16 protein-coding genes and 1 pseudogene are annotated in these 14,420 nt (G+C 49.3%); 10 read left to right on the top strand and 7 right to left on the bottom strand.

Annotation, left to right across the window (positions count from 1 at the left end):
* Positions 1-2: 2 nt before the first annotated feature.
* From rapZ to SFSGTM_RS15170, 5 genes are read left to right on the top strand one after another with little or no spacing between them, the layout of a single operon-like run.
* Positions 3-836 carry an RNase adapter RapZ gene (gene rapZ, locus SFSGTM_RS15190; protein ID WP_162086370.1) on the top strand — a complete coding sequence of 278 codons (834 nt, stop codon included), beginning with the start codon at positions 3-5 and terminating at the stop codon, positions 834-836.
* Complete coding sequence (locus SFSGTM_RS15185; protein ID WP_232525997.1) at positions 837-1,217, top strand: NusG domain II-containing protein; 381 nt, start codon at positions 837-839, stop codon at positions 1,215-1,217.
* A complete protein-coding gene (locus SFSGTM_RS15180) occupies positions 1,198-1,725 on the top strand; it encodes a Gx transporter family protein (protein ID WP_162085894.1) in 528 nt (175 codons plus the stop codon). Before SFSGTM_RS15185 ends, SFSGTM_RS15180 begins: the two co-directional genes overlap by 20 nt.
* Entirely contained in the window at positions 1,706-2,323 is a 618-nt protein-coding gene (locus SFSGTM_RS15175; RefSeq protein ID WP_162085893.1) for a flavin prenyltransferase UbiX, read from the top strand. Before SFSGTM_RS15180 ends, SFSGTM_RS15175 begins: the two co-directional genes overlap by 20 nt.
* Complete coding sequence (locus SFSGTM_RS15170) at positions 2,320-2,961, top strand: LON peptidase substrate-binding domain-containing protein (protein ID WP_162085892.1); 642 nt, start codon at positions 2,320-2,322, stop codon at positions 2,959-2,961. The genes SFSGTM_RS15175 and SFSGTM_RS15170 overlap by 4 nt, the downstream gene beginning before the upstream one ends.
* Before the next feature lie 3 nt (positions 2,962-2,964).
* On the opposite strand, the gene SFSGTM_RS15165 is transcribed toward SFSGTM_RS15170, so the two are convergent.
* Entirely contained in the window at positions 2,965-3,396 is a 432-nt protein-coding gene (locus SFSGTM_RS15165; protein ID WP_162085891.1) for a copper chaperone PCu(A)C, read from the bottom strand.
* A gap of 110 nt (positions 3,397-3,506) precedes the next feature.
* Here SFSGTM_RS15165 and SFSGTM_RS15160 point away from each other — a divergent pair, with 110 nt between their 5' ends.
* From SFSGTM_RS15160 to mscL, 3 genes are all read left to right on the top strand, one after another.
* Complete coding sequence (locus SFSGTM_RS15160; RefSeq protein ID WP_162085890.1) at positions 3,507-4,772, top strand: ATP-binding protein; 1,266 nt, start codon at positions 3,507-3,509, stop codon at positions 4,770-4,772.
* Positions 4,769-5,299 (top strand): response regulator transcription factor, encoded by a 531-nt coding sequence (locus SFSGTM_RS15155; RefSeq protein ID WP_162085889.1) that lies wholly within the window; start codon positions 4,769-4,771, stop codon positions 5,297-5,299. Before SFSGTM_RS15160 ends, SFSGTM_RS15155 begins: the two co-directional genes overlap by 4 nt.
* A gap of 80 nt (positions 5,300-5,379) precedes the next feature.
* On the top strand, positions 5,380-5,799 hold the full coding sequence (gene mscL, locus SFSGTM_RS15150; protein ID WP_162085888.1) for a large conductance mechanosensitive channel protein MscL: 420 nt from the start codon (positions 5,380-5,382) through the stop codon (positions 5,797-5,799).
* Between the two features lie 737 nt (positions 5,800-6,536).
* Here mscL and SFSGTM_RS15145 read toward each other — a convergent pair.
* The 3 genes and pseudogenes from SFSGTM_RS15145 to SFSGTM_RS15130 all read right to left on the bottom strand — a co-directional run bounded on the left by SFSGTM_RS15145 (position 6,537) and on the right by SFSGTM_RS15130 (position 9,874).
* Positions 6,537-7,652 carry an IS91 family transposase gene (locus SFSGTM_RS15145; RefSeq protein ID WP_162083488.1) on the bottom strand — a complete coding sequence of 372 codons (1,116 nt, stop codon included), beginning with the start codon at positions 7,650-7,652 and terminating at the stop codon, positions 6,537-6,539.
* Positions 7,649-8,484 (bottom strand): annotated as a pseudogene (locus SFSGTM_RS15135) (tyrosine-type recombinase/integrase). The gene SFSGTM_RS15145 and the pseudogene SFSGTM_RS15135 overlap by 4 nt, the downstream one beginning before the upstream one ends.
* Entirely contained in the window at positions 8,474-9,874 is a 1,401-nt protein-coding gene (locus SFSGTM_RS15130; RefSeq protein ID WP_162085887.1) for a hypothetical protein, read from the bottom strand. The pseudogene SFSGTM_RS15135 and the gene SFSGTM_RS15130 overlap by 11 nt, the downstream one beginning before the upstream one ends.
* Positions 9,875-10,196: 322 nt before the next feature.
* Between SFSGTM_RS15130 and SFSGTM_RS15125 the strand changes: the two genes are divergently transcribed.
* Positions 10,197-11,627 carry an IS1182 family transposase gene (locus SFSGTM_RS15125; protein WP_162085124.1) on the top strand — a complete coding sequence of 477 codons (1,431 nt, stop codon included), beginning with the start codon at positions 10,197-10,199 and terminating at the stop codon, positions 11,625-11,627.
* Between the two features lie 194 nt (positions 11,628-11,821).
* Here SFSGTM_RS15125 and SFSGTM_RS17000 read toward each other — a convergent pair whose 3' ends face one another.
* Positions 11,822-12,181, bottom strand: coding sequence for an SPOR domain-containing protein (locus SFSGTM_RS17000; RefSeq protein WP_174237426.1), 360 nt, complete (start codon positions 12,179-12,181; stop codon positions 11,822-11,824).
* A gap of 79 nt (positions 12,182-12,260) precedes the next feature.
* Here SFSGTM_RS17000 and SFSGTM_RS16995 point away from each other — a divergent pair, with 79 nt between their 5' ends.
* On the top strand, positions 12,261-12,581 hold the full coding sequence (locus SFSGTM_RS16995) for a hypothetical protein (protein WP_174237425.1): 321 nt from the start codon (positions 12,261-12,263) through the stop codon (positions 12,579-12,581).
* 109 nt (positions 12,582-12,690) lie between these two features.
* Here SFSGTM_RS16995 and SFSGTM_RS15115 read toward each other — a convergent pair whose 3' ends face one another.
* On the bottom strand, positions 12,691-13,407 hold the full coding sequence (locus SFSGTM_RS15115; RefSeq protein ID WP_162085885.1) for a type III pantothenate kinase: 717 nt from the start codon (positions 13,405-13,407) through the stop codon (positions 12,691-12,693).
* The gene (locus tag SFSGTM_RS15110; protein ID WP_162085884.1) at positions 13,404-14,387 is read right to left on the bottom strand and encodes a biotin--[acetyl-CoA-carboxylase] ligase; all 984 of its coding nucleotides are present in this window, start codon (positions 14,385-14,387) and stop codon (positions 13,404-13,406) included. Before SFSGTM_RS15110 ends, SFSGTM_RS15115 begins: the two co-directional genes overlap by 4 nt.
* Positions 14,388-14,420: the final 33 nt, after the last annotated feature.

The raw sequence follows: 14,420 nt of genomic DNA, 5'->3' as shown, positions 1-14,420 counted from the left end.
AAATGCAGCTGGTGCTGATTAGTGGCTTGTCTGGCTCAGGGAAAAGTATTGCACTGAACGTGCTGGAGGATGCCGGGTATTATTGCATAGATAATTTACCCGCCAAGCTGGTCAATGAAACGATAGATTATCTGACACAGAATAAGTACCGCCAGTTGGCGATTAGTGTTGATGCGCGTAGTGGGGATTCATACCAGCACCTGCCATCGTTGATTGAGGATTTACGCAAACGTTTGCATGTGCGCCTTTTGTTTTTGGAGGCCAAGACCGAAACTCTGGTGCGGCGGTTCTCTGAAACGCGTCGCCGTCATCCGTTAAGTAATGATGACATTACTTTGCCGGATGCGATTGCTCTGGAACGCGACAGGCTGGATGATGTTGCTCAGTTAGCGCATCGTATTGACACCAGTGATTTGTCTGCAAATACACTGCGCTGCTGGATACGCGACATGATGGCGCTGGAAAGCGCAAAGTTGACCTTGTTGTTTACATCATTTGGTTTTAAACACGGCATTCCACTCGATGCAGATTTGGTGTTTGATGTGCGTTGTTTGCCTAATCCACATTATGATCCTGTTTTACGTCCTCAAACTGGACGGGATGCTGCGGTGATAAAGTTTCTAGCGGCATCGCCAGATGTTGCTGAGATGCTGGCTGACATTCAGCAATATGTCCATAAATGGTTGCCATGTTTTGTACGAGATAATCGTGCCTATTTGACTGTGGCGATTGGTTGTACTGGCGGACAGCACCGTTCGGTGTATTTAACTGAGCAGCTTGCGGCATACTTTAAGGCAGAAGTGCAGACTTTGGTGCGGCATAGAGAGTTAAGCTAATTGTTACGTAATCACATAGCCTTGATTCGGTCTGGGGATTGGCTGGTACTGGTATTCAGCCTGGCTTTGGTAGTCGTATTGTTTATCCATTTCTGGTTGTCGCCAGCGGGGCAGAAATTACTGATTAAACGTGGCGGTGAGGTGTTTCTGAGCGCGTCGTTGGCACGCCCTTTTACAGTAGCAGTGCCTGGGCCGTTGGGTATTACTCAGGTTGTCGTTGACCATCAGCGTGCGCGTGTCATCAGCGATCCGGGGCCAAGACAATTATGCGTGAAGCAGGGCTGGATCAGTCATGAAGGTGAAGCGGCGATTTGCCTGCCTAATCAGGTGAGTTTAGAAATCGTAGGAGCAGCAAGGCGATATGACAGTCTTAACTATTAAACCCACTGCAGAAGATCATCGTATTGCTTACATGGCTGCGCTGGCCATAGTGCTCATGCTGATGGAAGCGGCGCTGCCTTCCCCTATTCCTGGGGTAAAGCCCGGTTTGGCGAATATTGTTACCTTGCTGGTGTTGCAGCAATATGGTTTGCGTGCCGCCGTCTGGGTAACAGGCTTGCGGGTGGTCGCTGGTAGCATCTTGTTAGGCAGTTTCCTGACGCCGGGATTTATCTTAAGTGTGAGCGGTGCAATGGCGAGTCTGGCTATACTGGCGATCGCGCGGTATTTACCGAGTCGTTATTTCGGTATGGTCAGCCTCAGTGTATTGGCAGCATTTGCCCATATTGCCGCGCAATTGGCTGCGGTATCGGTATGGCTGATGCCTGGTGTAAATGTTTTTTATTTAAGCCCGATGTTTGCCTTGGCTGCGTGGGTATTTGGTTTAAGCAATGGCTTAATTGCAGCCTATTTGGTAGAAAGTGAGTCTCATGCACCCAGCTCCACGTAGTGTAACCTTGGCTTGGACTGGCGCATCCGGCATGCCTTACGGCGTGCGTTTGTTACAGTGTTTGTTAGGGGCAGGCGTCAAGGTACATTTGCTGGTGTCCAGCACGGCGCAAATTGTCATTAAACAAGAACTGGATTTGGCTTTGCCGAGTCGCGTGCAAGAGCTGGCGGCGTTTTTAACTCAGCACTTCAGCGCCGACGAAGGGCAGCTGCAGGTGTATGGGCGGGAAGAGTGGTTTGCACCAGTGGCATCCGGGTCTAATCCTGCGGATGCTATGGTGGTGTGCCCTTGCACTATGGGTAGTCTTGCTGCGATAGCGCAAGGATTGGCAGATAATTTAATTGAGCGTGCAGCGGATGTGATGCTTAAGGAGCAGCGCAAACTTATTCTGGTTCCGCGGGAAACGCCATATTCTGCGTTGCATCTGGAGAATATGCTCAAGCTTGCCCGTATGGGTGTGGTGATTTTGCCGCCTAATCCTGGGTTTTATCATCATCCGCAAAGCGTAGCGGACCTGGTGGATTTTGTCGTAGCGCGGATATTGGATCAGTTGCATGTGCCTCATGAGCTGATGGCGCGCTGGGGAGAGAGTGTATGAGTTGGTTGAAAGAAAAGTTACCTTTGGTGTTTGACCGGTTACATCACACCCCGCATTTGACTATCCCGATTTTCCCATTAAATACCGTGCTCTATCCGGACGGCTTATTGCCACTCAAGTTATTTGAGACCCGTTATCTCGATATGGCGAGAGTGTGTATGAAAGATAATGCGCCATTCGGCATTTGTCTGATTCAGTCTGGTGAAGAAGTGGGTACGCCCGCACAGCCTCATGCAGTCGGCACTTTGGCGCATATCGCCGATTGGGACATGCCGCAATTAGGCATACTCAATATCACCGCTCAAGGTGGGCAACGCTTTTTAATTGAAAGCAGTGAAGTTGCGAAAGATGGTTTGATCATGGCCGAAGTGCGTTTGCTGCCAGCTGAACCCACGCAGTTGGTCGAGGATGAATTCCATATTTGCAGCACTGTATTTGACACTATTTATCAGGAACTCGGCGCTGCTCGTTTTTCCAATCCACCACACCCAGAACAGGCCGCCTGGTTAGGTTACCGCCTGGCAGAAAGCTTGCCTATTAAATCTCGTGCCAAGCAGGATTTGCTGGAAATGAATGACAGTGCCATGCGCTTGCGGATATTACAAGAATTCCTCAAGCGGCAGGGCGTGCAGGGTTAGTTATTACTTGCCACCGAGATCGCGTACGCTCACATCAATTTTGATGCTTTCATGATGTTTGTCGGCAGTGAGGACATCCAGTGTCATCGGTATGGTTTCCCCTTGTTTCATCGGTTGCTTCAAATCAAACAGCATGACGTGTAGTCCGCCGGGTGAGAGTTGTATGGTTTTGCCTTTGGGCAGGTCTATCGATTTCATTTGTCGCATTTCCATTACACCGTTATCCATACTCATGGAATGCAGTTCCAGTTTGCCTGCAGCGGTGCTAGTTGCGCCAACTAATTTCGCATTGTCAGTGCTGGTAATATCCATGAATGCACCGGCAACTTCTTGACCAGGGGCAGTGGCGCGCATCCACGCATTCTCGACTTTAATGTCAGCAGCCATGGCTGCCTGTGAGAAAATGATGCTGAAAAGTATGCTCAGTTTTTTCATGCTGCGACCCTTTATGATAAAAGCTAGATTGTTACGCAATTATATGAATAATGCCTGCGGCAAAATGTCGCAGCTATCAATTTATTCGCATGGGCGAGTAAAATAAGCCTATGTTAATTCCATCTTCTTCATTTAGCACTGTTCCTGTTGCAGGCATGTTGCGCAATTTGTTCGTGCTGCGACTGTTCGCGGTTGGTGGGCAGTTATTGGCACTGGCCGTTGCCGAATTTGGCCTGCATATTGCACTGCCACTACCTGCCATGTTGAGCGTGGTGGTGGGACTGGCAATGCTGAATGCAGTAACCTGGCTGCGGTTAAGGCAGGCTAGCCCAGTAACAGCATTGGAATTTTTTGTGCAATTGGTGGCAGATATGGCGACATTGACATTGCTGCTCTATTTTAGCGGTGGTGCGAGTAATCCGTTTGTTTCATTGTATTTAATCCCGATTATTATTGCTGCGACGACTTTGCCAGCCACCTATGTGTGGATGATGACGCTATTGAGCGTGTTGGCGTATTCAGTGTTAACACAATTGTTTGTGCCATTGAGTTTGCCGCCAGGCGCTGTAGAGTTTTCCCTGCATTTGGTTGGGATGTGGTTGAATTTTATTGTGAGTGCGGTGCTGATCGCTTTTTTTATTGGCAAGATGGCGGCGTCTATACGAGCGCGTGATCAGGAACTGGCGAGCATACGTGAACGCGCCTTGGCTGACGAGCAGGTGTTGGCATTGGGTAATCTGGCCGCAGGGGCAGCACATGAGTTATCTACACCATTAGCGACGATGTCGGTGATCACGGAGGAGCTGCAATTTGAGTGCAAGGATGACGAGGTAAAGCAGGACGCATTGCTTATTTTGCGTAATCAGATTGCAGCATGTAAATCTATATTGACCCGACTGACGCAGGTGAATCAGCAAGGTCGAGTTGATGCCGGCATGCAGGTTCAGCTTGATACTTGGCTGACGGCGTTGATTAGTCAGTGGCAACTGATGCGGCCACAAGTACAGGTGACGACACGTGTTATCGGCAAGCATACAGTGCCTGTGGTATTGAATGACACTAGTCTGAATCAGGCAATACTGAGTTTGTGTAATAACGCAGCAGATGCGGATAATGGACAGGTCGAAATTGAACTTGATTGGGATGCGGCATATGTACAAATTGCGGTGTTGGATAGAGGTGCCGGATTTGCTAATCCTGCGCAAGCCAGCAAAATATTTTTTACTACGAAACAGGCACAAGGTGGTTTCGGTGTTGGTTTGTATCTTGCCAATGCAACGATAGAACGACATGGAGGCAGCGTGGCGTTGCTTGCACGTGAGGGTGGTGGCGCAAAAGTAATAGTGCGGTTGCCAATAATGGGTGGGGAGATATGAGTCAGGAATTACTGCTGGTCGACGATGACGAAACCTTTTGCATGGTGCTGGCACGGGCAATGACTCGGCGCGGATTTACTGTGCGTACCGCGCAAAATGTGAGCAGTGCGCTCATCTTGGCAGAGCAGCTGATCCCTGCGTATGTCGTGCTGGATCTGAAAATGGCTGGTGAAACCGGATTGTCGTTAATAGCGCAACTAAGGCAGTTAAATCCTGCGGTGCGCATAGTGATGCTGACTGGCTATGCCAGTATTGCTACTGCTGTGGACGCGATTAAGTTGGGTGCAACACATTACTTGGCGAAGCCCGCTGAAGTGGATGAAATCGTCGCAGCATTACGTCAGGATGAGGTAGTGCTACCTGTTGTGCAAGATATACCCACGCCGTCCCTGGACAGGCTGGAATGGGAGCACATACAGCGAGTATTGAATGAACATGATGGCAACATATCCGCAACGGCTCGCGCGTTAAATATGCACAGGCGCACCTTGCAACGGAAATTGTTCAAACACCCCGTGAAAGTGTAGGATTTTTATATAATTACTGTGATGAGATCGCTATAATCGGTCATGCAGTGATTGTTGATAGTCAAACTGGGGAGCGTAATATGAGTTTTATTAGTGAGTTTAAAGAGTTTGCCATCAAAGGCAACGTGATTGATCTGGCTGTGGGTGTGATTATTGGTGGCGCCTTTGGCAAGATAGTTGATTCGTTCGTTAAAGATATTGTAATGCCTATGGTCGGCCAGTTGGTAGGCGGCGTGGATTTCAAACAGTTGTATTTCAACCTGGGCGATCAGACTTATGCGACGTTAGAGCTGGCAGAAAAAGCTGGCGCACCGTTGATCAAGTATGGCAGTTTTATTAATACGGTAGTTGATTTTACTATTGTGGCGTTGGCGATATTTGTTGCAGTTAAAGCCATTAATAAGTTGAAAAACGAAGCGCCTGCTGCAGCGCCAGTGCCTGCTGTCATACCAGAAGATATCGTGTTATTGCGTGAGATCCGGGATAGCTTAAAGAAATAGGGTTTGTGTGCAGAATCTGAGGTTGTAAATCAGACTATGTAAAATCTACTACCCTTAAACCGGGTATATTGAGGCCGATGTTGAGGCCTCATAATACTTATGGTTGCTTGTGGGGAGAGTGATTGAGTACTCTCGCCCCGAGTGGGCGGTCGAGGATGTTGTGTCTAATGACTGTTTTTCGGCCTTTGCGGACGCTCACGCCGCCTTCAATATGGCACCTCCAGAGAACAACTGAGTGTCCGCTTTCTAAATTTTCCAATATTAATTAACGATCCAATGAGGTCATAGAAAGTAAGTAATCAGACTGACTGCTTTGCAATTCATGAGAGATAGCACCTTTTCCCCTAAGGGGATGTCGAGCAGTTAACCTAGTTTGTTTTATTAAGTTAAGGATTACAGAATTGATTTCTCAGCATTAACAGGACTAACGAATAAGGTTAGATTGTGATCGCGAAGCGAGCCACAATCTGAACCGTTTGTTGGACAAGCCCGGCATGGCTGGGGCGGGTGTTGCTTGAGCGCTTATGGAAATATCTTTTTGACTATGCTGGCATAACTGGACGCGTTACGCATCCCACCCGCCATTTCACGACCTTCACGTTGCCATTGCAGCAACTTATTCTATTCAACTCACCGTTTTTAGTCGGCTTTTCGGGCATGTTAACCCAATTTCAGCCTTCTTCAGGGCGAGCACGGCCATACCTGCCTAGTCTGGCAGGTGGGCGGTGTGGGCTGGTTTAGCGCATGGTCTCCCACCCTGTGTCATCTGCTCTGTGTTCCCGTTTTATAGATGGGGCTGATGTGGCTAGCGGTATCGCTTTGATACGTGTGCGCACTATCTTCATCACCCCACCGCAACATTGGCAACGTATCGCTGGTCTGGGTTGCGCTGGCGGCGGATTGTTCCGTCGCCATAGGTGGGTCAGCTGTAGCTGGGTGAGTAGTTTGCTATTGGGATGCAGGTAGCCAAAGTTGCGGGCGCGGCGGTAGCCTTTGGGCAGAATGTGTTGCAGTATCAGTCGCAGGAAGGCTACACCACTCAAGGTACGGGTTTCCATTTGTTTGGTTTGGCTGTTCCGGTAACGGAAGGTGACCTGACCATGCCGGTCGGAGAGGATGTCTTTCTCCTGTATCACCCCCCGATACAGATAGCGCCCAAGGTAGATCAGAGCGTGCTGTCCAGTGCCGACGGCTTTGCAATCCACCACCCAATCGGTCGGGTAATCGTTTGGCAGGGTGAGTCCTGCTTGTCTGATGCCTGCCAGTAATTTGGCACGAAATACTTTGGCCAGGGCTTTGTGGTTAAACAGGTAGTTGCCGTGTTTATGACGCATGCGTCGCTGTTTGGGGTTAAAGGCGACAGCGGGCATGACGAGATGCACATGGGGGTGATAGTCCAGTCGGCGGTTATGGGTATGCAGTACAGTCACCGCCCCTGCGCTGCCGCGCAGCTTGTTGTCGTTTTGGCTGAAGGTGTTGACTGTTTCCCACGCGCAGCGTGTGATCAAGTCATACATGACGCGCTGATGTTGCCAGGCCAGTGTGCGCAACTGGGCGGGCACGGTGAAGGTGAGCATGAAGTAGTTGGCGGGGATGGATTTGTGTAATTGCTGGTCTATCCAGCGCTGTGATTCGTGCGCCTGGCAATGCGGGCAATGCCGATGACCGCAGGAATGTGGCAGGTAGCTGGGTGTTTGACAATCATCACAGGCAAGTTGCATCCTCGGGCTCATCTGGCTACGGCAGGTTTGAAAGGCGGTTAAGGCAGCTTGCTGGCTGGGCAATAGGTGATGACCGTGTTGTGCAAGCAGTTTAGCTGCGTAGGTTGCTACGATGTGCGCCAGTCTGATCATTTGACTTTGCCCCAATGAATGTGGAATTTCTCCATTAATTGATTAAGGCGAGTGTGTGCGCTCTGATGGCGTTGTTCGGTGAGGTGGGTGTAGCGGATGGTGGTGAGGATGGACTGGTGTCCGAGTATCTGCTGAATTTCGAGTAAATCGATGCCAGCTTCTATCAGGTGGGTGGCATAGCTGTGGCGCAGGCTGTGTGGTGTAATTCTTTTTTTAAGCCACAGTCACGGGTCACTTGACCCAAGGTGGTCTGGATACCACCACGATCCAGCGGGGTGCGTGCCAAGTGCGATTTGGCAAGACCGCCGTGTCGATTAGGAAAGAGCAAGCTTGGGTTGCGATGGGTGAGCCAGAAACGGCGCAATACCTGCAAGGTGTTCTCTGATAACGGCACCAATCGATCACGGTTGCCTTTGGCGTTGCGTACTTGCACCCGCATCCGATCCGCATCGATATCCCCTACCTGCAAGCGTAAGCCTTCGCCTAATCGTAAGCCCAGGCTGTAGAGGGTGAAGAAGAATACGCGGTAGCTCAATACGCGGGTGGCCATGAAGATTTGTTGTGCCTGGGCGACGGTAATGATGTCGGGCAGGCTATATGACTTGGGTGGTTTAACCAGATCCGCACCTGGCCAGGGTTGGCTGAGTACATGGGCATAATAGAACTTCAGTCCATACAGATCATGTTTGAGCGTACTCCATGAATGGGTATCCAGGATGCGAACAAAATAGTCGGTTAATTGTGGCTTGGTGAGCGCGTCTATCTGGTCATTAAAATACACCGCTGCGCGCCGTACGCCGTGTGAATACAAGGCGATGGTTTTAGGCTGCATGCCTCTGAGCTTGAGGCAATTCAGCAGTCGCTGGTGATTGTGCTCGAAGTGCGCGGGGATGGGTGTGGGGGCTGTCAATGTCGTCTCCTCGTGGTACAGTAATCAAAATTCCATTGCTGGGGGAGACGAAATTATGCTGCGTAATTTGATGGTTCGGGAATATTTCTCCGCGATAGCGGCTTCGTTCAACTTTTGGTTCAAGGAATCTGACTTTCAAGGAGCGTTTTAGACGCCCTCCTTGCGCATTAATTTGTGAGTCCCATAAATCGAAGTATAAATAGCCGTCTATTGCTTTAACTGATGAGAAAATTATTAATGCTGGAAATGGGCTTTGAAACCTAACCCTATAAACCAACTCTCCAGAACTAGAGTATTTAGTTAGTTCAATTCCTGTTTCTTTATCATAGCTTGGAAACCATACATCCTCCCCATCACAAACCATGTTGAAAAATGGCAATGCGAATGGTCTAAGTTGTATGGCGTTCAGCTCTGATTTGTCTTTAACAAATAAGTACCTACCATTTTTTAGCGGATTTTTTGGATCCTCCAATTTTATAAGTTTGACACATGCTTTAGATTTCTCTTTATCAAACAAATCGTCCGGATTGAATGGTTTTTCAGGTGAATACTCTTTGGATTCCAAAATCTCTAAAGTCACTTTTTGAGGTGAAGGCAAAATAATTGCAGCGGGTTTCTGCCATACAGGACATTCATTAGCGATTATGGATTGAAGCCGCCCTCCAGACCTCCTTTCATCATTTTTAATATAAGCCCATACGATATCATGAGTTAACTCTTTATTTGGCTGGGGTATATCTTTTGGTGCTGCACCCCTATATGTATAATAATAGTCTTCAATATCATATGGGATGGTAGGTGAAAGGTTAGCTTTTTTCAATATACTTGGAAATTCCTTTGGCGCAATTTGAGTCCAGCTACCAAAACCTTTTGAATCATATTTATAAAAGAAATACGGGACTTCCGGGCAAAGATACTTTGCTCTTGTTTTTTGATCTTGTGGCCCATGTACAGCCAAATAAGGAACACCGTCCATAATATCTAACAAAACGGGAACATAGTCTTCGTCCCCATGCCACTTTATTGTCTCCTTGGTATATGGGTTGATGAACTTAAACCAATATTTGTCAGGATAACTTTCCATCAATTGAGGACTAGCGTCGCCACCAGAGAGAAAATGGAATGTCCAATAGACTTCTCGATTAATTTTTATTACTTTCCCATCGTGTAAAAGCGCCTCTTCAGTCCATTCATCTGTATGTGTTGAAAACCCAAAAGCTGTGGTTGATAAAGCCAGCAATAAACCTGACATTAGAATACGAACTATCCATGGGGATGACATTGATATATTAAGCTCCAGATTAATTTTCATTCAATCTAACACCTTCAATTGCGAACTCTCTTGATCACTCTTTCGTGGCCATGCATCAAGTCTGCAATATTCTACTCATGAACGGCCGCTGCACAACTGAAAATAGTCATTCAGCTGAATATACGTAAAGTTCCACTACTGCTACGCAGCAGTTGAACGATGTAATTTGCCTGCCAAAAGCTGTCGTTCATAGTTGATGGAGTAAGGGCTAAAGTGACAGTCTGGTTTGGCCGGAGGCTGTGTGAAAACGTCGCCCCCGTGTAAACGATAAATCGCCATTATGTGTTAAAATAACGCATATAAACATTATGTTAGGCTTATCGTGAAGCGATTTATCCATAGCGAATGTCGGAGCCAAGTCTCGTTGCTACCGGAGTGCCTCGATGACTATATCAGTGAAGACAATCCTGTCCAGGTTGTTGATGTGTTTGTCGATCAGCTCGATCTTAGTGACCTTGGTTTTTCAGTTGCGCCAGCCGCTACCGGGCGACCTTCGTATCACCCATCGACGCTCCTGAAACTTTATGTGTATGGCTATCTCAATCGCATTCAATCGAGCCGCCGGCTGGAAAGAGAAACTCATCGGAATATTGAACTGATGTGGCTGCTCGGAAGGCTGTCTCCCGACTTCAAGACCATTGCTGACTTTAGGAAGGACAACAGCAAAGGTATCCGCAACGTTTGCCATCAGTTCATTGTGCTATGTCGCCAGCTAAATCTCTTCACCCAAGCAGTCGTGGCTATTGATGGCAGCAAGTTCAAAGCGGTCAATGCACATGACCGCAACTTCACACGCGGCAAACTTGAAAAGCGGATACAGGAAATTGATCGTAGCATTGAGCGTTACCTGACAGCAATGGATACCGCAGACCGGCAGCCTGCCGATATTGCCGAGGCGAGAACAACCCGACTCAAGGAGAAGATGGCAACGATGAAGGTCAGGCTGGAGCAACTGAAAGAAATTAAAGCTCAACTGGATCAGGTACCCAGCGGACAAATTTCGTTAACCGATCCGGATGCTCGCGCCATGGCAACCAGTACCAGTCGAGGGTTGGTGGGTTATAACGTTCAAACGGCGGTCGATACACAGCACCATCTCATCGTTGCCCACGAGGTCACCAATACGGGGAGTGACCGGGGTCAGTTAGCAAAGATGGCCAAGCAAGCCAAGGTGGCCATGGTCGCGTCCGATCTGCAGGTGATTGCGGATCGTGGCTATTTCAATGGCGAGGAAATACATGCCTGCGAGGAAACAGGCATTACCCCTTTCGTTTCCAAGCCAATGACTTCATCGGCCAAAGCCGATGGACGATTCGACAAAGAAGATTTCATCTTCGAACCAGAAACAGACGAATACCGTTGCCCGGCCGGAAGCCGACTGACCAAACGGTTCACCAGTATTGAGCGGGGTGCACTTATTCATAGATACTCGAGTTCGGATTGCCCTCGCTGTTCAATCAAGGATAAATGTACTCCCAGCCCATATCGACGTATCTCCCGTGGAGAGCATGAGTCCAGCCTTGATGCCATGCAAAAACGTCTCGATAAAAAACCAGATGCTATGCGAATTCGACGACAGACCGTTGAGCATCCGTTCGGCACGCTTAAGGATTGGATGGGAGCAACCCATTTCCTGACCCGAACCTTGGAACGGGTCAGTACCGAAATGAGCCTGCATGTACTCGCCTACAACATGAAGCGAGTGATGAAAATCATCGGAATCAAGGAGTTGATGGTGGCGATACAGGCCTGATCGGGCCTTTTGCTTGCTCTGTTCCCAACACCACCTGCAAATCAAAATTGAGCAGCCAGTGTGTTTCTGAGGCCACCCCATCCCGGTCAGAATTTTAGACCGTTTTCACACAGCCTCGCCGAATAGCAGACTTTCTGGCCACGCATTATGACTGTCGATTCATGGTGCGTTGTATATTCTGCTCAAAATATGGCTTATTCACATGTAGTTTTCTTGATCGCTGGACCACCAAAGTCTGTTTGCATTTGTTTGATCTGTTTCAGTTCGTCATCACTCAGATGGTGTAGTGCGAACGTGCGGGCGGTTTTGCCTCTGGCTTCTATTTGGGCATTAATGCCCAGCTTTTTGAGTTTGGCTACACGGTCATTGGCAATGGCTTCTTTGCCGTATAAGCCCATGGAAATCGCATTTTCCCATTTGCCATCACGGATGACGGAGATGTCCTTGATACCTGAATTTTTTAATTCTTCAGTTTTATTATCAGCTTCGGCTTTGGATTTAAGCGGAGGCAGGTAAACCCAGTATGGGCCGCTGTGTATTGGCGTCTCTAGCACATTAAGGCGATCGCCCAATTTCAGTTTGTTCAGGCGTATTTGTGCATCTTCAACGCGTTGAGCGGCAATAGGTCCCCAAGTGGCGCATGTTGTAGTAGCTGAGCTGATAGCTGGTTTGGCGGATACTATTGCAGGTGCAGGTGCAGGTGCAGGTGCAGGTGCAGGTGTGGGTGCAGGTGTGGGTGTGGGTGTGGGTGTGGGTGCAGGTGCAGGTGCAGGTGCAGGTGCAGGTGTGGGTGTGGGTGTGGGTGTGGGTGTGGGTGTGGGTGTGGGTGTGGGTGTGGGTGTGGGTGTGGGTGTGGGTGGCGCAACGGGTTCAGTAGTTGCTGCCACTGGAGTTGGTTCTGCCTTTGCTACAGCGGCCACAGGCTGCGCGGGCTCGTTTTCACGCACGATATGAATTTTTTCCGGATTGAATTCTTTGGGCTCTGGGATGGGTGCAGGTTGTCCCCATTGTGTCCAGGCGAAAACCAGTGCGTTAGCTATCAGTAGAATTAAAATCAGCAGTCTCAAGTGTATACCTCGTGTGCAATGACTTCCAAGCCAGTCAGAACCAGATTGTCCACTAAATGCGGTGTGTGTGGAAGCAATGGGCTAAAAGTGGTTGCATCGCCGCCATGTAGCCAGATGTCAGTTGGCATAGTGTTTCGGGTTGTTAGTCTTTCTTGCATGGCTGTAATGGCGCTAGTGAGCGCTAACATACAGCCGGTGGTTATGGCGTCTGCGGTGTTGGAAGGGAATTCGCTGATGTACCCATCAGCTCGTGGCAGTTGCGCAGTATTCTGGCTGAGTGTGCTATGCATCAGTTGTGTGCCCGGCATAATGATGCCGCCGAGAAACTCGCCGTGGCTTAATGCGTCAACGGTAATTGCCGTGCCTGCGCTGACGATAATGCTGTTGTTGGCACCCAGATGGTGCGCGCCTATGAGTGCCGCCCAACGGTCACTGCCGAGTTGTGTGGCGGGCTGGTAATGGCTGTGTACGCCACATTGTTGTGTGCTGGCGGTCAGGATGTATTGCGCGCAGGATGGATATTGCTGGTTGATGCGAGCACCTAATGCTGCTCCGGCCACGTTGCTGATGATGATGTGGCTGATGATGCCTGTCAGTTCAGCAAGCTGGTCAACTTGTGCATGGCTGAGATAGCCGTTACGGCGTTCACCATCTGCACCGATGCGCCGCCATTTGATACGGGTGTTGCCGGCGTCAATGAGGAGTAAGTTCATGGCGTTAATTTACGGGCGCTATGGACTTCACCGCTGTGGACGCTGATTTGTTTATCATCGTCAGTACGCAGCAGGAGTGCACCATTTTCAGCCAGGCCGACAGCGATACCCTGAATGATTTGGCCATTGCTCATATGGATTTGTACTGGTTGATCGGCGTAGGCGTGTGACGCTTGCCACACTTTTTGTAAATTGTGCAGTCCATTGCGTTCGAAATCGTCCATGACGTCGGCGAGCTCGGTGAGTAGTGTGCCGAGTAACACGTTACGGGATAATGGATGGCCGAGTATTTCTTGTATATCCGTAACCGCTTGATCAATCTGATTGCGTGCAGTAGCAGGGAGTTGCATGTTGATACCGATGCCGATAATGGCGGTCGAGGGACCATTCATATCACCTTGTACTTCGATGAGGATACCGGCCAGTTTACGCTGATGCCAGAGCAGATCGTTGGGCCATTTGAGTTGTATCCCATCGCAACCTAGTTGTTGCAAGCTGCGTATTAATGCGACACCAACGGCGAGGCTGAGTCCTGCAAGTGTCGCTATGCCCTGGTTAAAGCGCCAGCGGATAGAGCAGGTCAGGCTGCCACCCAAAACACTCTGCCAGACTTTACCGCGCCGTCCACGACCTGCAGTTTGTTGTTCAGCCACAAGGCAATGGCGATGTGGTGCATCGTCAGTGGCGTGAAGCAGGGTGGCGTTGGTTGAGGCAATACTGTCGATGACTTCTAGCTGGTAGGGTGCTGTTGTGGCGGGCATGGCTGCTCGCACAGCTTCAGCATCTAGCCAGTCTGGGCGGCTGGCAAGTTGGTAACCACGTCCACGAACTTTATGTACAGTGATACCCAAGTCGGCTGCACCCGCAATAATATTGCACACGCTGGCGCGTGAAATTTGATGTTGCAGGGCGAGTTGAGTGCCTGAATGAAACTGGCCATCAGACAGGCTGCGTAGTATGGGCAAAAGTAGCGTATGCACAGTGGCTTGGTTATTTGTGTGTGATATGGCAAT

Origin of the sequence: Sulfuriferula nivalis, assembly GCF_009937995.1 — a bacterium.
Classification (GTDB): Bacteria; Pseudomonadota; Gammaproteobacteria; order Burkholderiales; family Sulfuriferulaceae; genus Sulfuriferula; species Sulfuriferula nivalis.
This window is presented reverse-complemented; position numbering and strand designations above follow the sequence as displayed.